This window comes from Micromonospora sagamiensis (assembly GCF_014680085.1).
Taxonomy (GTDB): domain Bacteria; phylum Actinomycetota; class Actinomycetes; order Mycobacteriales; family Micromonosporaceae; genus Micromonospora; species Micromonospora inyonensis.
On sequence record NZ_AP023438.1, the window covers coordinates 1966765 to 1984153 of the forward strand.

General features: G+C 72.4%; 14 protein-coding genes and 1 pseudogene. 6 read left to right on the plus strand and 9 right to left on the minus strand.

Annotated elements, in window-relative coordinates; genetic code table 11:
• The first annotated feature begins 66 nt into the window (after window positions 1-66).
• A complete protein-coding gene (gene valS / locus IGA62_RS08125) occupies window positions 67-2631 on the plus strand; it encodes a valine--tRNA ligase (protein ID WP_145815561.1) in 2565 nt (854 codons plus the stop codon).
• Between the two features lie 123 nt (window positions 2632-2754).
• On the opposite strand, the gene IGA62_RS08130 is transcribed toward valS, so the two are convergent.
• The 4 genes from IGA62_RS08130 to IGA62_RS08145 form a co-directional block, all read right to left on the minus strand.
• Window positions 2755-3465, minus strand: a complete 711-nt coding sequence (locus IGA62_RS08130) for an ABC transporter permease (RefSeq protein WP_091451527.1) — start codon at window positions 3463-3465, stop codon at window positions 2755-2757.
• Between the two features lie 66 nt (window positions 3466-3531).
• Window positions 3532-4443, minus strand: coding sequence for an ABC transporter ATP-binding protein (locus tag IGA62_RS08135; protein ID WP_145815560.1), 912 nt, complete (start codon window positions 4441-4443; stop codon window positions 3532-3534).
• Window positions 4440-5327 (minus strand): ABC transporter permease, encoded by an 888-nt coding sequence (locus IGA62_RS08140; protein WP_145815559.1) that lies wholly within the window; start codon window positions 5325-5327, stop codon window positions 4440-4442. Before IGA62_RS08140 ends, IGA62_RS08135 begins: the two co-directional genes overlap by 4 nt.
• The gene (locus tag IGA62_RS08145; RefSeq protein WP_145815558.1) at window positions 5320-6234 is read right to left on the minus strand and encodes an ABC transporter ATP-binding protein; all 915 of its coding nucleotides are present in this window, start codon (window positions 6232-6234) and stop codon (window positions 5320-5322) included. The genes IGA62_RS08140 and IGA62_RS08145 overlap by 8 nt, the downstream gene beginning before the upstream one ends.
• 154 nt (window positions 6235-6388) lie before the next feature.
• Here IGA62_RS08145 and IGA62_RS08150 point away from each other — a divergent pair, with 154 nt between their 5' ends.
• From IGA62_RS08150 to galT, 4 genes are all read left to right on the plus strand, one after another.
• The gene (locus IGA62_RS08150) at window positions 6389-6955 is read left to right on the plus strand and encodes a DM13 domain-containing protein (protein WP_145815557.1); all 567 of its coding nucleotides are present in this window, start codon (window positions 6389-6391) and stop codon (window positions 6953-6955) included.
• 86 nt (window positions 6956-7041) lie between these two features.
• The gene (gene cysC / locus IGA62_RS08155; protein ID WP_145815556.1) at window positions 7042-8571 is read left to right on the plus strand and encodes an adenylyl-sulfate kinase; all 1530 of its coding nucleotides are present in this window, start codon (window positions 7042-7044) and stop codon (window positions 8569-8571) included.
• A 203-nt stretch (window positions 8572-8774) separates the two neighbouring features.
• Window positions 8775-9587 carry a DeoR/GlpR family DNA-binding transcription regulator gene (locus IGA62_RS08160; RefSeq protein WP_145815555.1) on the plus strand — a complete coding sequence of 271 codons (813 nt, stop codon included), beginning with the start codon at window positions 8775-8777 and terminating at the stop codon, window positions 9585-9587.
• Window positions 9584-10657 carry a galactose-1-phosphate uridylyltransferase gene (gene galT / locus IGA62_RS08165; protein WP_145815554.1) on the plus strand — a complete coding sequence of 358 codons (1074 nt, stop codon included), beginning with the start codon at window positions 9584-9586 and terminating at the stop codon, window positions 10655-10657. The genes IGA62_RS08160 and galT overlap by 4 nt, the downstream gene beginning before the upstream one ends.
• A gap of 387 nt (window positions 10658-11044) precedes the next feature.
• On the opposite strand, the gene IGA62_RS08170 is transcribed toward galT, so the two are convergent.
• From IGA62_RS08170 to purN, 5 genes and pseudogenes are all read right to left on the minus strand, one after another.
• Entirely contained in the window at window positions 11045-12262 is a 1218-nt protein-coding gene (locus IGA62_RS08170) for an NADP-dependent isocitrate dehydrogenase (RefSeq protein WP_091451550.1), read from the minus strand.
• A gap of 268 nt (window positions 12263-12530) precedes the next feature.
• Window positions 12531-13481, minus strand: coding sequence for a malate dehydrogenase (gene mdh / locus IGA62_RS08175; protein ID WP_145815553.1), 951 nt, complete (start codon window positions 13479-13481; stop codon window positions 12531-12533).
• A gap of 80 nt (window positions 13482-13561) precedes the next feature.
• Entirely contained in the window at window positions 13562-14437 is an 876-nt protein-coding gene (locus tag IGA62_RS08180; protein ID WP_145815552.1) for a bifunctional methylenetetrahydrofolate dehydrogenase/methenyltetrahydrofolate cyclohydrolase, read from the minus strand.
• A 231-nt stretch (window positions 14438-14668) separates the two neighbouring features.
• Window positions 14669-16240, minus strand: coding sequence for a bifunctional phosphoribosylaminoimidazolecarboxamide formyltransferase/IMP cyclohydrolase (purH, locus tag IGA62_RS08185; protein WP_198501258.1), 1572 nt, complete (start codon window positions 16238-16240; stop codon window positions 14669-14671).
• A pseudogene (purN, locus tag IGA62_RS29575) lies at window positions 16241-16858 on the minus strand (phosphoribosylglycinamide formyltransferase); the annotation flags it as partial.
• 207 nt (window positions 16859-17065) lie between these two features.
• Here purN and IGA62_RS08190 point away from each other — a divergent pair.
• The gene (locus IGA62_RS08190) at window positions 17066-17359 is read left to right on the plus strand and encodes a CD225/dispanin family protein (RefSeq protein ID WP_145815550.1); all 294 of its coding nucleotides are present in this window, start codon (window positions 17066-17068) and stop codon (window positions 17357-17359) included.
• The last annotated feature ends 30 nt before the right edge of the window (window positions 17360-17389 follow it).

Consider the following 17389-nt stretch of genomic DNA (forward strand, 5'->3'; position numbering starts at 1 on the left):
CCGACGGGACCGGGCCGGCCCGATAACGCGGAGCGCCGCGGCGGCGGCCGGTTCTACGATCGACCGATGACTGATACGGCGAGGACGGCCCGCGCCGGAGTCCCCGAGCGTCCGACCCTGGACGGCATCGAGGAGACCTGGGCGCGCCGCTGGCAGGAGGAGGGCACGTACGCGTTCGACCGCTCGAAGGAGCGTTCGGACGTATACGCGATCGACACCCCGCCGCCGACCGTATCCGGCGAGCTGCACATGGGACACGTCTTCTCGTACACGCACACCGACACGGTGGCCCGGTTCCAGCGGATGCGCGGCAAGGCGGTCTTCTACCCGATGGGCTGGGACGACAACGGCCTGCCGACCGAGCGTCGGGTGCAGAACGTGTACGGGGTGCGCTGCGACCCGTCGCTGCCGTACGACCCGGACTGGACGCCGCCGGACGCCCCGGTGGACGACGCGGCCCGCAGGGATCCGACGCCGATCTCCCGGCGCAACTTCGTGGAACTGTGCGAGACGCTGACCGCCGTCGACGAGCAGGTCTTCGAGGCGCTGTGGCGGCGGCTCGGGCTGTCGGTGGACTGGTCGCTGACGTACACCACGATCGGCCGGGTGGCGCGGGCCACCTCGCAGCGGGCGTTCCTGCGCAACCTGGCGCGCGGCGAGGCGTACCAGGCGGAGGCCCCGACGCTCTGGGACGTCGGCTTCGCCACCGCGGTCGCCCAGGCGGAACTGGAGGACCGGGAGCGGCCGGGCGCGTACCACCGGCTGCGGTTCCACGCCCCCGGCGGGCGGGAGGTGCTGATCGACACCACCCGGCCGGAGCTGCTGCCGGCCTGCGTGGCCCTGGTCTGCCACCCGGACGACGAGCGCTACGCCGACCTGGTCGGCGCGTCGGTGCGTACCCCGGTCTTCGGGGTCGAGGTGCCGGTGCGCGCGCACCCGCTGGCGGACCCGGCCAAGGGCACCGGCGTCGCCATGGTCTGCACCTTCGGCGACCTGACCGACGTGACCTGGTGGCGTGACCTGGACCTGGACACCCGGGTGGTGGTCGGCCGGGACGGGCGGCTGCTGCCGGAGCCGCCGGACGGGGTGCCGGCCGGGCCCTACGCGGCGTTGGCCGGGCAGACCGTCAACGGTGCCCGCCGGGCGGTGGTGGACCTGCTGACCGAGGCGGGTGACCTGGTCGGCGAGCCGCGCCCGATCACCCACCCGGTGAAGTTCTACGAGCGGGGCGACTGGCCGCTGGAGATCGTCTCCACCCGGCAGTGGTACCTGCGCAACGGCGGCCGGGACGCGGAACTCCGCGCGGACCTGCTGGCCCGGGGCGCGGAGCTGAACTGGGTGCCGGCACACATGCGCCACCGCTACGAGCACTGGGTGGGCGGCCTGACCGGCGACTGGCTGGTCAGTCGGCAGCGGTTCTTCGGCGTGCCGGTGCCGGTGTGGTACCGGCTCGACGACGCTGGCGAGCCGGTCTGGTCCCAGCCTCTCACACCGGATGAGTCCGCGCTCCCGGTCGACCCGTCCAGTGAGCCGGCTCCCGGCTTCGACGAGTCGCACCGCAATCGACCGGGCGGTTTCATCGGAGACCCGGACGTACTGGACACGTGGGCCACCTCGTCGCTGACCCCGCAGATCGTCGGCGGCTGGGAGACCGACCCGGACCTGTTCGCCCGGGTCTTCCCGATGGACCTGCGCCCGCAGGGGCAGGAGATCATCCGTACCTGGCTCTTCTCCACGGTGGTCCGCGCGCACGCCGAGCACGGGGTGCTGCCCTGGCGGGACGCGGTCCTCTCCGGCTGGATCCTCGACCCGGACCGGAAGAAGATGTCCAAGTCCAAGGGGAACGTGGTGACCCCGATGGCGCTGCTGACCGAGCACGGCTCGGACGCCGTCCGGTACTGGGCGGCCAGCGGCAAGCCCGGCATGGACCTGGCCTTCGACCCGGCGCAGATCCGCATCGGACGCCGGCTGGCCACCAAGCTGCTCAACGCGTCGAAGTTCGCCCTCGGGCTGGGTGCCGCCGACGCGTTGCGCGCCCCGGCGACGGAACCGCTGGACACCGCCATGCTCGCCGAACTCTCCGGCGTGGTCGCGACGGCGACCACCGCCTTCGACGGGTACGACCACACGGCCGCCCTCCAGGCGACCGAGGCGTTCTTCTGGCGGTTCTGCGACGACTACATCGAACTGGTGAAGGAACGCGCCTACGGCACCGGGCCCGGGGCGGACTCGGCCCGCGCGGCGCTCGCCACCGCACTGTCGGTGCAGTTGCGCCTCTTCGCCCCGGTGCTGCCGTACGTGACCGAGGAGGTCTGGTCGTGGTGGCGCTACGGCTCGGTGCACCGGGCGCCCTGGCCCACCACGTACGAGGTCCAGCGGGCCGTCCGGGGCACCGGTGACCCGGCGCTGCTGCGGCTGGCCGGGGACGCGCTGAGCCAGGTGCGGCGGGCCAAGTCGGAGCGGAAGCTTTCCATGCGGACGCCGGTGCCGCTGGCCGAGGCGCTCGCCCCGGCCGCCGTCCTCGACCAGCTCGCCCTGGTCGCCGACGACCTGCGTGCCGCCGGCCGGATCACCACCCTCGACCCGGTCCCCGACCGCACCACCGAACTCGTCATCGCCTGCGCGTTCTGACGCGGTGGTGGTGGTGGTGGTGGTGCGTGTTTGGTGGTAGCAGGGGACCCCTGTTACCGCATTTTGATGAGCAGGGGACCCCTGCTACCACCTGACGAGGAGGAGGGGTCCCCTGCTACCGCCTCAGCTGGTTTCGCCGGCGACGCTGAAGGAGCGGAGACGGCGGACCGCCAGGGCGGTGAAGCCGAGGACGGCCAGCGTGGTCATCACCGCCGACACCGGCACGGACACCGTGGTGGAGAGCAGTGCGGTGGGGGCGATCCGGTCGGCGAGCGCGATCACGTACTGCTGGATGGAGAGCACCTTGGTGCCGCTGACGAAGTTGCCGAGCAGCCCCTCCCAGATCAGCACGTAGACCAGGCCGAGCAGCACCGGTCGCCGGGTGACCAGGCTGAGCGCCACGAACAGGGCCGAGTACGCCAGCGCGCCGACCGCCGACGCGAGCGCCAGCGCCAGGCCGAAGCGGACCGAGTGGGCGAGCACGCCCGCGACGTAGAGCGGCACGGCGCAGGAGACCGCGGTGACCACGGCCGCCACCCCGAGTTTCGGCAGCACGATCTGCCAGCGGGGCAGCGGCTTGGTCAGGATGTGCACCACGGTGCCGTCGTCGATCTCGGCACCGAGCACGCCGGTGCCGACGATCAGGGCGACCACCGGCAGCACCACGGCCAGGCCCAGCCCGACCAGCACCGGCGGCCCCCACTGGCCGGGGTCGACCCCGAGCGCCCGGGAGAGCACCGCCAGCCCCACCACGATCAACGGCAGCGGGATGAGCATCAGGAACCGGCGGCGGCCGAAGAGGCCCCGGGCGGTGATCCAGGTGACGGTCGACATGTCAGCCTCTTCCGTGCGTGACTGCGGGACTCACTCGCTGCGCTCGTTCATTCCTCGCCCGCACAGTTATGCCTCCACCAGGTAGGAGAAGACGCTCTCCAGGGACTCGTCCTCGGGCAGCAGTCGCCGCACCCGGATGCCCCGGTCGAGCGCGATCCGGGGCAACGCGCGGGTGAACGCCCCGTAGTCGCCCGCCCGTACGGTCAACCCGGAGCGGTCCAGTTCGACCCCGTTGACCGACGGCTCGCCCATCAGCGCCACGGCCAGCGCCCGGTCGTCGGTGGACTGGACCGCGAAGACGTGCGGCCGGTTCGTCATCAGCCGGCGGATGGTGCGGAAGTCGCCGGAGGCGGCCAGCCGCCCGGCCACCATCACCTGGACGGTGCCGGAGACCTGCTCGACCTCCTCCAGGATGTGCGAGCTGAACAGGATGGTCCGGCCGGCGTCGCCGAGGTTGTGCAGCAGTTGCATCATGTGCAGCCGCTGGCGCGGGTCCATGCCGTTGAAGGGCTCGTCGAGCAGGAGCACCTGCGGGTCGTGCACCAGCGCGGCGGCCACCCGGGTGCGTTGCCGCATGCCCTTGGAGTAGGTGCCGATCCGGCGTCCCTGCGCGCTCTCCATCTCGACGAGGTCGATCGCCCGCCGGGCCGCCGCCTCCGGGTCGGGCAGCTTGTGCAGCTTGGCACTGGCCAGGACGAACTCGTACGCGGTGAGGAAGGTCTGCACCGCCTCGCGCTCGCTGACCAGACCGAGCCGCCGGTACACCTCCGGGTTACGCCAGGTGGGCGCGCCGTCGAGGGTGACCGTGCCGCGGGACGGGGACAGGAACCCGGCCATCATGTGCAGCAGGGTGGTCTTGCCGGCCCCGTTCGGACCGAGCAGGCCGGTCACCCTCGGGCCGAGGGACATGGTGACGTCGTTGACCGCCACCACGTTGCCGTACCAGCGGGAGACGCCGGCCAGGGTCAGTTCACTCATGCGGAGGCGACCTTCCGGTAACGGACGAGCAGCAGCGCGACGGAGGCGGCCACCAGGACCACGGCGGCCACGGCGTAGAGCGGGCCGAATCCGCCGATCGGGAGGTTGGTCGAGCCGCCGCCGGGCGAGGAGAGCAGGTCACCGAGGGCCCAGCCGCCGATCGCCTGCACCAGGGTGGACGGGGACGCCAGGAAGGCCAGCTCGTTGACCGTGTTCGACGGCATCACCTGGAGCGTGCCGACGATCGGAGTCGTCATCAGGAACACCGCGACCACGCCACCGGCGGCGAACGCCCGCTTGCCGGTGAGCGAGGCGACCAGCAGCCCGACCGAGGCGAAGACCACCGCCCACAGCCCGGCGTAGAGCAGCCCCGGCAGCAGGTCGAGCAGTTCGTCCCAGGCACCCCGCCAGCCCTTGCCGGTGGTGAACGCGGCCCCGATGAACATCAGCAGTTGCGGTGCGCCGAGCAGCAGCCAGAGCGCGGTCACCAGGGCGGCGAGCTTGGCCAGCGGGTAGTCGGAGCGGGGCAGCGGCCGGGAGAAGTAGAGCGGAAGCACGCCGCTGCGCAGGTCCCGGGAGACCAGCTCGGGCGCGACCACCGCGACGAAGAAGATCACCAGCCAGCTCATCGCGTCGGCGAACTGGGCGTACGTCAGCACGACCTCGCCGATCTGGGTACGTACCGCGGTCGCCCCGGCGGCGACCACGACGACGATCGCCACGATCAGCCAGGGGAAGATCTTGGCCTTGGCGCTGCGGCCGAGGCCGAACGCGGTCCGCAGACCGTGCCCGTAGAGCGCGCCGAAGACCTCTCGGCGGCCGAGGCGGGGGCCGGTGTAGCGCTGGTAGCCGATGTCGTGGATGACCCCGGTCGGCTCAGGCATTGATCGACTCCCTCGGTGCGAAGAGTTCGGCCACCCGATGCCGGCGCTGGTCGAGCCGGTGCAACGGCAGGTCCAGCTCGGCGACCGCGCCGAGGATCAGGTCGTAGGTCCCCTCGTCGGCGAGCGGGACGAGCAGCATCCGGCCGTCCCGCCCCACCGGCAGGTCGAGCGCGGCGAGGCGGGCGGCGAGTTGCTCCGTACCCTCGCTGACCTCGACGGCGAGGATGTCGGTCGCGGAGGTCATCGCGGAGATCCGGTCGGCGCGCAGCAGCCGCCCGCCGTCGATGGCGACCAGGGTGTCGCAGATCCGCTCGACCTCGCCGAGCAGGTGCGAGCAGACCACCACGGAGATGCCGAACTCGGTGCCGATGCGGTGGACGAGATTGAGCATCGCGTCCCGACCGGCCGGGTCCAGGCCGTTGGTCGGCTCGTCGAGCAGGAGCAGGTCCGGGTCGTGCACCAGCGCCTGGGCCAGTTTGACCCGCTGTTTCATGCCGGTGGAGTAGCCGCCGACCGGCCGGTACCGCTCCTCGTAGAGGCCGACGTGACGCAGCGCCTCGGAGGCCCGTTCCCGGGCCACGGTGCGGGGCAGCCCGCTGATCCGGCCGAGGTGGGTGACGAACTCGGCGGCGGACAGGTCGGGCGGGAGGCAGTCGTGTTCGGGCATGTAGCCGACCCGGGCCCGGACGCCGGCCGGGTCGCTGGTCGGGTCGAGGCCGAGCACCCGGACCCGGCCGCTGGTCGGGGCGAGCAGGCCCAGCAGGATCTTGATGAGGGTGGACTTGCCGGCGCCGTTGGCACCGACCAGCCCGACGATTCCCGGTTCGACCGCGACGGTCAGGTCGGCCAGCGCCGTGACCCGTCCGCCGTAGGTCTTGGTCAGCGACTCGGTCGCGAGCAGTGTCACGTCGCCCAGCCTAGGGAGGCGACGCACCTCCGGGACACCCGGCGCGCCCCTGATCTCGGCGGCGTCCTCCACTAGGGGACGGCCGGTGGTTCCTCCGGACGCCCCGGCGGTTGCCGGTGGTCGGCAGAGCGGCGGCTCGGGCAGAATCCCGCCCATGTTCCTCCGCCTGTGGCGTACTCCGGCGACCTGGGTCGCCGTCACCGTCCTCGCCGCGGGTGCGGCGCTGGGCCTGTTCTGGTTCCAGCCGTGGAAGCTGGTCACCGACACCGAGGTCCGGGAGAACCTGGCCACGGTGCAGACCACCACGCCCGCGCCGTCGACCGCGGGCACGCCGGGTGGGTCACCGTCCGCGGCACCGGCCGGTCCCGTCGTGGTACGTCAGGGAAGCTTCGTCACCCACGAGCACGAGACCTCGGGCCGGGCCCGGATCGTCCGGTTGCCGGATGGGGCGTACCGCCTGGAACTGGTCGGCCTGGACACCTCGAACGGACCGGACCTGCGGGTGTGGCTGACCGACCGACCGGTCCGCACCGGCGTGGCGGCCTGGCGGGTCTTCGACGACGGCCGGTGGGTGGAACTCGGTCGGTTGAAGGGAAACCGGGGCGACCAGGCGTACCGGATCCCCGCCGGCACCGACCTCACCGGACTGACCAGCGTCTCTGTCTGGTGCAAGCGGTTCGCGGTCTCGTTCGGGGCGGCTCCGCTGGACGTCGTGCGCTGATCCGTGGGCCACGATGGTGGGTGGCGCTCTCGACCGATCGCCGGTGGGCTGAGAAACTGTGTGCCGGTCAGCGAGTGGGGGGTGTGATGAGCAACGGCTGGGTGCTGCCCGACGACGTGCTCCGGGACGCGCCGGTGTTCACACCGCGTCCAGGTGAACTCGCCGACCTGGAACTGCTGCTCAGCGGGGCGTACGCGCCACTGACGGGCTTCATGACGCGGGCCGATCTGACCTCGCTCAGTCGTCGGGGCCGGCTCGCCGACGGGACGCCCTGGCCGGTGCCGGTGACCCTCCAGGTGCCGGCGGCGGTGGCCGAGGGGCTGCGGTCGGACGATCCGGCGGGCCGGGTGCTGGTGCTCACCGACGGCGAGGGCGCCCCGCTCGCCGCGCTCGACGTGCAGGATGTCTGGTCCGGCCGGGACGGCACCGCCGGGCTGGGTGGCCCCGTCCACCGGCTCGGTGACGGCGGTCATGCCCCGTTCCAGCGGCTGCGACGTACCCCGGAGGAGGTCCGGGCGCTGCTGCCTCCCGGGCGGGTGCTCGGGGTGATCGCCGACCGGCCGCTGCACCGGCCGCAGCTCGCCCAGATCGCGCACGCGACCCGTACGCTCGGCGCGCACCTGCTGGTGATGATCCCGGTCGGCGAGGAGGCCACCGGGGGCCTGCCGCCCGAGGCGCTGGTCCGCGCGGTCTTCGCCGCCCGGGACCGGATGCCCCCGGTGACCCTGATCACGGTGCCGCTGGCCCGCCGGCGGGACGAGATCAGCGACGCGCTGCTGCGCGCCCGGGTCTCCGCCGCCTACGGGGTGACCCACCTGCTCTCCACCGAGGAGACGCTCTCCGGTGCCGGGCTGCGGGTACTGGTGCCCCGGGAGCTGGCCTACGACAACCGGGACGGGCAGTGGCGCTGGCGGGACGACATCCCCCCGCGCAACCGGCGGCTGGCGCTCACCCAGGAGGAGATCGACGACCACCTGGACCGGGGCTTCCCGCTGCCGGAATGGCACACCCCGCCGGCGGTGGCGAAGGAACTGACCCGGGCCCGGCCGCCGCTGCGGCACCGGGGTCTGGTGGTCTTCCTGACCGGGCTCTCCGGTTCGGGCAAGTCGACGATCGCCAGCGGACTGGCCGACGCGCTGCGGGAGGCCGGGGACCGGACGATCACCCTGCTCGACGGCGACGTGGTGCGGCGGGAACTCTCCGCCGGCCTGACGTTCAGCCGGGCGGACCGGGACCTCAACGTACGGCGGATCGGCTGGGTCGCCGCCGAGATCGCCCGGCACCGGGGGGTGGCGATCTGCTGTCCGATCGCCCCGTACGCCCAGGCGCGGGCGACCGCCCGGGAGATGGCGGCGGCGGCCGGCGCGGGTTTCGTGCTGGTCCACGTCGCCACTCCGCTGGAGGTCTGCGAGCAGCGGGACCGCAAGGGCCTCTACGCCCGGGCCCGGGCCGGGCTGCTCACCGGGATGACCGGTGTCGACGACCCGTACGAGGCGCCGACCGACGCGGACCTGGTGGTGGACACCTCGGACATCTCGATCGAGGAGGCGGTGCAGCGGGTGCTGCACCTGCTGACCGAGACCGGGTGGATCGAGCCCCGCCTGTTGCCGGCCTGACCCCGCTCCGCCCCGTTTCGATCCGCCCCGCCCCGCCCCGTTTCGACCCGAGCCGGCCCCGGCCCCATCGCGCCCCGGCCGGCTCGGCTTCCGTACCCTGCCCTCGTCGCGCTAATGTTCATCTTTGTTGGAACACGTTCGAGAACGTCGACGGCGGGGAAGCGCACGAACGGAAGCGACGGCACGGGAAGCGGAGGTCGGCGATGCTGGCGCGGCAGCGACAAGCGGCCATCCTGGAGCGGGTCCGGGCGACCGGCGGCGTACGGGTCAGCGAGCTGGCCGCCGAGTTCGGCGTCTCCGACATGACCATCCGTCGCGACCTGGACGCGCTGGCCGCCCAGGGCCTGCTGGCCAAGGTGCACGGCGGGGCGACGGTGGCCGACCCGTCGGCAGCCGACGAACCCGGCTTCGACGCCAAGTCGGTGCGGCAGCCGGCCGAGAAGGCACTGATCGCCGCGCACACCGCGCGGCTGGTCCGCCCGGGCGCGGCCGTGGCCCTCTCCGCCGGTACGACCACCGCCGCGCTGGCGCGGCGTCTGGTGGACGTGCCGGGACTGACCGTGGTGACCAACTCGTTGCCGGTGGCGGAGGTCTTCCACACCGCCGGACGGTCGGACCAGGCGGTGATCCTCACCGGCGGTGTACGGACGCCCTCGGACGCGCTGGTCGGGCCGCTGGCGGTGGCGGCGATCCGCTCGCTGCACCTGGACGTGCTCTTCCTCGGGGTGCACGGGATCAGCGAACGGGCCGGCTTCACCACGCCGAACCTGATGGAGGCGGAGACCAACCAGGCGCTGATGGCCTCCGCCGACCGGCTGGTGGTGCTCGCCGACCACACCAAGTGGGGCCTGGTCGGCCTCTGCTCGATCGGCGAGCTGGGCTGCGCGGACGTGGTGGTGGTCGACGACCGGCTGCCCGAGGAGGGTCGCCGGGTGCTGTCCGAACAGGTGGCGGAACTGATCGTCGTGGAACGGTCGACGGATGGCCGCGCGGCGGCAGAAGGGACACCGGCATGAAGCGTACGGTCACCAGGCTGGCCGACGGCCGCGAGCTGATCTACTTCGACGAGCGGGACGACGTCGTCCGGGACGAGCCCGACCGCCGGGAGCTTCCCCCTCCCCCACCCGCGTCACAGCTGCGCTACGACCCCCTGCTGGACGAGTGGGTGGCGGTCGCCGTGCACCGGCAGGCCCGGACCTTCCTCCCCCCGGCCGACCAGTGCCCCCTCTGCCCCTCCCGGGGCGACCGACACAGCGAGATCCCCGCCTCCGGGTACGACGTGGTGGTCTTCGAGAACCGCTTCCCCGCGCTCAGCCAGCGGATCGCCGACGAGCCGCCGGGTGTCACCCCGTTCACCGAGATCCGGCCGGGGCTGGGCCGCTGCGAGGTGGTCTGCTTCACCGACGACCACCACGCCGCCTTCGTCGACCTGCCCCCCGACCGGGTGCGGACCGTCCTCGACGCGCTCGCCGACCGGACCGCCGCCCTCGCCGAGCTGCCCGGGGTCGAGCAGGTCTTCTGCTTCGAGAACCGGGGCGTGGAGATCGGGGTGACCCTGCACCACCCGCACGGCCAGGTCTACGCGTTCCCGTTCGTCACGCCCCGGACCCGGACGATGCTGGCCGCCGCGCGCCGGCACGCCGAGCGCACCGGCGGCAACCTCTACGCCGACGTGCTCGCCGCCGAGCGGGCCGCCGGGGAACGGGTGGTGGCGACGAACGAGCACTGGACGGCGTACGTACCGGCGGCGGCACGCTGGCCGTTCGAGGTGCACCTGGCCCCGCACCGCCCGGTGCCGGACATCCCGGCGCTGGACGACGCGGAGCGGGACGCCTTCGGTCCGCTCTACCTGGACGTGCTGCGCCGCTTCGACGGGCTGTTCGACATGCCGATGCCGTACATCGCGGCCTGGCACCAGGCCCCGGTCCGCGTCGACCGCGAACTGGCCCACCTGCACCTACAGCTGTTCAGCATCCGCCGGGCGGCGGACAAACTGAAGTACCTCGCCGGAACGGAGTCGGGGATGGGCGTGTTCATCAGCGACGTCGCCCCGGAGCGCGCCGCGCAGTTGCTGCGCGAGGCCTGAGACACCGCCCGCCGGCCCGTACCGCGGCACGGCTGCCGGGCCGTGCGGTCCGGCGGAAGAGGCCGGGACAAGGGCGCGGAAGAGGCCGGGACAGGGCGCGGGGGGCCCGGGACAGGGCCCCCCGCTGGGAAGGGACGGCTGGCTGTACGCGACAGCCGGGAAGGCTGGCTGATCGGCGCTCACGTGCCGCATGCGACCGTGGTCAACCTTCCTGGACGCGACTGGCATCACGTCCACCCTGTCAACGACCGGACGCCCCGTCCGGTGACGCGGCGGCACCGCGCGGGCTGCCGCCACGTGGTACCGGTGGGACGACGGCCCCACCGGCCGGATCGACGCACGGAACCCGCCGGCTGGGCCGGCGGGCTCCGGGACGGGCGGGAACGATCAGGCGCCCAGGCGGCGCGCCAGGTTCTCGTCCAGGGCGTTCATGAACTCGTCGGTGGTCAGCCACGGGGCGTCGCGCGAGATGAGCAGCGCGAGGTCCTTGGTCATCTGGCCGCCCTCGACGGTGTCGATGCAGACCTGCTCGAGGGTGTTGGCGAACTCGGTGACCGCGGGCGTGCCGTCCAGCTTGCCCCGGTGCGCCAGGCCCCGGGTCCAGGCGAAGATCGACGCGATCGGGTTGGTCGAGGTCTTCTCGCCCTTCTGCCACTGCCGGTAGTGCCGGGTGACGGTGCCGTGCGCGGCCTCCGCCTCGACGGTCCGGCCGTCCGGGGTCATCAGGACCGAGGTCATCAGGCCGAGCGAGCCGAAGCCCTGGGCCACGGTGTCGGACTGCACGTCACCGTCGTAGTTCTTGCAGGCCCAGACGAAGCCGCCCTCCCACTTCAGCGCGGCGGCGACCATGTCGTCGATCAGCCGGTGCTCGTAGGTGATACCGGCGGCGTCGAACTCGGCCTTGAACTCGTTCTCGAAGACCTCGGCGAAGATGTCCTTGAACCGGCCGTCGTACGCCTTGAGGATGGTGTTCTTGGTCGACAGGTAGACCGGGTAGCCGCGGTCGAGGCCGTAGCGCATCGAGGCACGGGCGAAGTCCCGGATCGACTCGTCGAAGTTGTACATGCCCATCGCGACGCCGCCGCCGGTGAAGTTGGCGACCTCCATCTCGACCGGGGCACCGCCGTCGGTCGGGGTGTAGGTGATGGTCACCGTGCCCGGACCGGGGACGACGAAGTCGGTGGCCTTGTACTGGTCACCGTGGGCGTGCCGGCCGATGATGATCGGCTTGGTCCAGCCCGGCACCAGCCGCGGCACGTTGGACATGATGATCGGCTCGCGGAAGACGACGCCACCGAGGATGTTCCGGATGGTGCCGTTCGGCGAGCGCCACATCTTCTTCAGGCCGAACTCCTCGACGCGGGCCTCGTCGGGGGTGATGGTGGCGCACTTGACACCGACGCCGTGCTCCTTGATGGCGTTGGCGGCGTCGACGGTGACCTGGTCGTCGGTCTCGTCGCGGTACTGGATCGAAAGGTCGTAGTAGTGCAGGTCGACGTCGAGGTAGGGCAGGATCAGCTGCTCCCGGATCTGCTTCCAGATGATCCGGGTCATCTCGTCGCCGTCGAGCTCCACGACCGGGTTGTTTACCTTGATCTTCGCCATCGGCCGGCGCTCCTCTCGGGGGACACATGCTCAAGCAGTACGAGCGTACTGGAACTTGCCCGGTCCCTCGCAGCTGGCCCTCCACCTCCGCCGCACGAGCAACGATCCTCCGGCCCGCCGTGGCGATCGAAGGTCGGCTCGCGACGGTGGCCGGAGGATCAGCGCGTCGACCGGGCACCGGGAACGGCGGCGGCCGGATCACGGCCCCGGGTCGGGACTTGCCGACGGTCGGTCGGTGCGTCCCGGACCCGGACGGCCGCGTCGGACGTCACATGTTGGCGACGTCGGCCTGCTTGGCCCGGACCGCCTCGGCGGCCTCCTTCAGGCTGGCCAGCTCGTCGTCGTCCAGCTCGGTGGTGACGACCCGCTTCACGCCCTCGGCGCCCAGCTCCGCCTCGACGCCCAGGTAGACACCGGAGATGCCGAACTCGCCGTCGACCCAGGCGCAGACCGGCATGACCTCGCCGGAGTCCTCGGCGACCGCCTTGGCCATCCGGGCGGCGGCGGCCGACGGGGCGTAGTAGGCCGAACCGGTCTTGAGCAGGGCGACCACCTCGGCCCCACCGTTACGGGTCTTGACCACCAGCTCCTCGATCTGCTCGGCCGGCAGCACGTCGCGCAGCGGCTTGCCGTCGACGCTGCTGCGCGACGGGACCGGGACCATGGTGTCGCCGTGCGAGCCCAGGGTGAGGGTCTTCACCGACTTCACCGGTACGCCGAGCGCCTCGGCGACGAAGTTGCTGAACCGGGCGGTGTCGAGCATGCCGGCCTGGCCGAGCACCCGGTTCTTGGGGAACCCGGTGGCGATCTGGGCCAGCGCGGTCATCTCGTCGAGCGGGTTGGAGACGACGATGACCACGGCGTTCGGGGCGAAGCGGGCGACGTTCTCGGAGACCTGGCGGACGATCTTGGCGTTCGTCTCCAGCAGGTCCATCCGGCTCATGCCCGGCTTACGGGGCAGACCGGCGGTGATCACGACGACGTCCGAACCCTCGATCGCCTCGTAGCCCTCACCGTTCGGGCCGGTGGTAGCACCGATGATCTTGGTCTCGAAGCCCTCGATCGCCCGCGACTGGTTGAGGTCGAGGGCGAGCCCGGCGGGCTTCCCCTCGACGATGTCGGTGATCACGACGGTGTCGAAGATGTCGTACTCGGCCAGACGCTGCGCGGTGGTGGAGCCGTAGAAGCCGGCCCCGACGACAGTGACCTTCTTACCCATGGTCGTCCCACTCCCTGCTACCAGTCGGTTTCCCGGACCGTATCAGTCATCGTGGCACCGAACAGGCCAGGGTCGGACGGTTATGACGTGATCGCCGTCTCCCGCTCGGCCCGCTCGACCACGTTCGTCAGCAGCATCGCCCGGGTCATCGGCCCCACCCCGCCGGGCATCGGGACCAGGGCACCGGCCGTGCCGGCGACCTCGGGGTCGACGTCACCGGTGTAGCGGCCCTTGCCGTCCGCGCCGATCACCCGGGTGATGCCGACGTCGACCACCACCGCACCCGGCCGGACCATGTCGGCGGTGAGCAGGCCGGGCACCCCGGCGGCCACGATCACGATGTCCGCGGCCCGGGTGTGCGCGGCCAGGTCGAGGGTGCCGGTGTGGCAGAGCGTCACGGTGGCGTTCTCGCTGCGGCGGGTGAGCAGCAGGCCGAGCGGACGGCCGACCGTGTTGCCCCGGCCGACCACGGCGACGTTCGCCCCGCGCAGCGGCACGTCGTGCCGCCGCAGCAGCTCCACGATGCCGCGCGGGGTGCAGGGCAGCGGCCCGTCGTAGCCGAGCACCAGCCGACCGAGGTTGACCGGGTGCAGGCCGTCGGCGTCCTTGGCCGGGTCGATCATCTCCAGCGCGCGCTGGGTGTCGAGGTGGGCCGGCAGCGGCAACTGGACGATGTAGCCGTGGCAGGCCGGATCCGCGTTCAGCTCGGCGAGGACCGCGTCCACCTGCTCCTGGGTGGCGTCGGCCGGCAGCTCGCGCCGGATCGAGGCGATGCCCACCTCCGCGCAGTCGCGGTGCTTGCCGTTGACGTACGCCTGGGAGCCCGGGTCCGCGCCGACCAGGACCGTGCCCAGTCCCGGGGTGACACCCCGCTCCGCCAGTGCCTTGACCCGTACTCGCAGCTCGTCCTTGATCTCCGCTGCGGTCGCCTTGCCGTCCAGGATCGTCGCCGTCACGCCCCGATCGTCTCACGACCGACCCCCGCCGTTCCGCCGACCCGCGCCCTACCCCTCCGGTGCGGGGTGTGGGGGTCGGCTGGTTGCAGGGGTCCCCTGCTACACAGAATCCGGTAGCAGGGGACCCCTGCAGGCACCCGAAGAACGCGCCCCCGCCCGTGCGGCGCCACCGGGCCGCCGGTGCGGCGCCCGGGGGGCAGCCGGCGGCGCCGGCGGGTCGTCAGTAAGCCGTCAGTGGAAGAAGTGACGGGTGCCGGTGAGGTACATGGTGACGCCGGCCTCGGCGGCGGCGGCGATCACCTCGTCGTCCCGGATCGAACCGCCCGGCTGCACGACGGCCCGGACGCCCGCGTCGATCAGCACCTTGAGCCCGTCGGCGAACGGGAAGAACGCGTCCGAGGCGGCGACCGCGCCCCGGGCCCGGTCGGCACCGGCCCGGTTCACCGCGAGGTGGGCCGAGTCGACCCGGTTGACCTGCCCCATGCCGACCCCGACGGTCGCGCCGTCGGCGGCCAGCAGGATGGCGTTGCTCTTGACCGAGCGGACCGCCCGCCAGGCGAAGGCCAGGTCCCGCAGGAGGTCGTCGTCGGCCGGTTCGCCGGCCACCAGCCGCCAGGCGGCCGGGTCGTCGCCGGGGGCGTCCACGCGGTCGGCGGTCTGCACCAGCACACCACCGCCGACCTGCCGCCACTCGGCGGGCGGCGGGGCCCAGGCCGGGGCGCGCAGCAGGCGCAGGTTCTTCTTGGCCTGGAGCACCTCGACCGCGCCCGCCTCGAACTCCGGCGCCACCAGGACCTCGGTGAAGATCTCGGCGACCTGCTTGGCCAGCTCGACGGTGACCGGCCGGTTGACGGCGATCACCCCGCCGTACGCGGAGACCGGGTCGCAGGCGTGCGCCTTGCGGTGCGCGTCGGCCACGTCCCCGCCGACCGCGATGCCGCACGGGTTGGCATGCTTGATGATCGCGACGGCCGGCTGGTCGGTGAAGTCGTTCGCCGCCCGCCAGGCGGCGTCCGCGTCGACGTAGTTGTTGTAGGACATCTCCTTGCCGTGCAGCTGCTCGGCCTGGGCCAGCCCGACCGGGGCGTCCGGGTCGGTGTAGAGGGCGGCCTGCTGGTGCGGGTTCTCGCCGTAGCGCAGTGCCCGCTGGGCGCGCAGCCCCAGACCGGCGAAGACCGGCCAGTCCGCCTGCTCCGGGTCGAGCTGCGCGGCGCACCAGTTCGCCACGGCGATGTCGTACTCGGCGATGTCGGCGAAGGCGCGGGCGGCGAGTGCGCGCCGCTGCGCCAGCGTGAAGCCGCCCGCACCGAGGGCGGTGACCACCGCCGCGTACGCCGCCGGGTCGGTCACCACGGCGACCGAGGCGTGGTTCTTGGCGGCGGCCCGGACCATCGCCGGCCCGCCGATGTCGATCTGCTCGACGCACTCGTCGACGCCCGCTCCGGAGGCGACCGTGGCCTGGAACGGGTAGAGGTTGGAGACCAGCAGGTCGATGCCGGTGATGCCGTGCTCGTCGAGCTGGTCGGCGTGCGACTCCTTGCGCAGGTCGGCCAGGAGGCCGCCGTGGATCGACGGGTGCAGGGTCTTGACCCGGCCGTCGAGGATCTCCGGGAACCCGGTCACCGTCTCGACGGCGGTCACCGGCACGCCGGCCCCGGCGATCGTCGACGCGGTGCTGCCGGTCGACACGATCTCGACCCCGGCGTCGTGCAGGGCGCGGGCCAGCTCGGCCAGGCCGCTCTTGTCGTAGACGCTGACCAGCGCCCGCCGGATCGGCCGGCGCCCGTCGGAGGGGGTGCTCACGCCAGTGGTGACCTTTCTTCCGGTGATCGTCCAACCTGCCCGGACCAGGCGGCCGACCTGCTCGACGAGCTGCCGCCGCTCGGCTTCCTTGATGCGCTCGGTGAGCGTCTCCTCGTCGTCGTCGTCGAGGACCGGCACCGCGACCTGGGCGACGATCGGACCGGTGTCCATGCCCGCGTCGACGAAGAAGAGCGTCGCCCCGGTGATCTTCACGCCGTAGGCGAGGGCGTCCCGGGGGCCGTGGATGCCGGGGAACGCCGGCAGCAGGGTGTTGTGGGTGTTGAGGTAGCGGTCGGAGAAGGCGGCCAGGAAGTGCGGGCCGACGAGCTTCAGGAAACCGGCGGAGACGACCAGGTCGGGCCGGTGTTCGGCGACCCGGACGGTGAGCGCCCGGTCCCACTCCTCGCGGGTGGGGTGGTCCTTCAGCCGCTCCACGAACGTGGGCACTCCGGCGGCTGCGGCCCGCTCCAGCCCGGCGATGCCGTCCCGGTCGGCGCCGACCGCGACCACCCGGGCTCCGTACGCCGGATCCGTGCTGGCGTCCAGCAGGGCCTGGAGGTTGCTGCCGGACCCGGAGACGAGGACGACGATGCGGGCGGCGGACGCGGGCTCGGTCACCGGATCACCCTATCGGGCGGGAGTCGGCCCCCTTCCGCTGGCCGGACCCTCCACCAGCCGGTCCTCACCGTGGGACCACGGCCCGCCGGTCACCCCGGACGTCGCCCCGAACAGGTACTCTGCCCCCGCTCGATACTCGACGCGCGAACGGCCCACCCCAGCCACGGGCGGCCCGGTTCGCGGTCACCCGATCAAGGAGTTCACCCCATGCAGCCCGGATACCCCCAGCAGCCGCCGCAACAGATCGACAACAACATGACCATGTCGATCGTGGCCATCTTCCTCTTCTGGCCGCTCGCCATCCCTGCGCTGATCAACGCCTCCAAGGTCAACCCGCTGGTTCAGCAGGGTAACTACGCGGCGGCCCAGGCCGCGGCGGCGGAGAGCAAGAAGTGGTCGAAGTGGGCCCTCATCGTCGGCCTCGCCTGGTACGCCATCGCCCTGATCTGCTGCCTGCTGGGTGGTCTCGGGTCGCTGATGGGCGCGAACACAACCGTCTGACCCTCCCAACGCCGCACCAACAAGGAGAGC

Excerpts from the sequence above, each read along its gene's own strand:
- IGA62_RS08170 (WP_091451550.1), bottom strand. The coding sequence starts at position 12,262 with ATGGCGAAGATCAAGGTAAACAACCCGGTCGTGGAGCTCGACGGCGAC.
- IGA62_RS08130 (WP_091451527.1), bottom strand. The coding sequence starts at position 3,465 with ATGTCGACCGTCACCTGGATCACCGCCCGGGGCCTCTTCGGCCGCCGC.
- valS (WP_145815561.1), top strand. The coding sequence starts at position 67 with ATGACTGATACGGCGAGGACGGCCCGCGCCGGAGTCCCCGAGCGTCCG.
- IGA62_RS08160 (WP_145815555.1), top strand. The coding sequence starts at position 8,775 with ATGCTGGCGCGGCAGCGACAAGCGGCCATCCTGGAGCGGGTCCGGGCG.
- IGA62_RS08140 (WP_145815559.1), bottom strand. The coding sequence starts at position 5,327 with ATGCCTGAGCCGACCGGGGTCATCCACGACATCGGCTACCAGCGCTAC.
- galT (WP_145815554.1), top strand. The coding sequence starts at position 9,584 with ATGAAGCGTACGGTCACCAGGCTGGCCGACGGCCGCGAGCTGATCTAC.
- IGA62_RS08190 (WP_145815550.1), top strand. The coding sequence starts at position 17,066 with ATGCAGCCCGGATACCCCCAGCAGCCGCCGCAACAGATCGACAACAAC.
- mdh (WP_145815553.1), bottom strand. The coding sequence starts at position 13,481 with ATGGGTAAGAAGGTCACTGTCGTCGGGGCCGGCTTCTACGGCTCCACC.
- IGA62_RS08135 (WP_145815560.1), bottom strand. The coding sequence starts at position 4,443 with ATGAGTGAACTGACCCTGGCCGGCGTCTCCCGCTGGTACGGCAACGTG.
- cysC (WP_145815556.1), top strand. The coding sequence starts at position 7,042 with ATGAGCAACGGCTGGGTGCTGCCCGACGACGTGCTCCGGGACGCGCCG.
- IGA62_RS08150 (WP_145815557.1), top strand. The coding sequence starts at position 6,389 with ATGTTCCTCCGCCTGTGGCGTACTCCGGCGACCTGGGTCGCCGTCACC.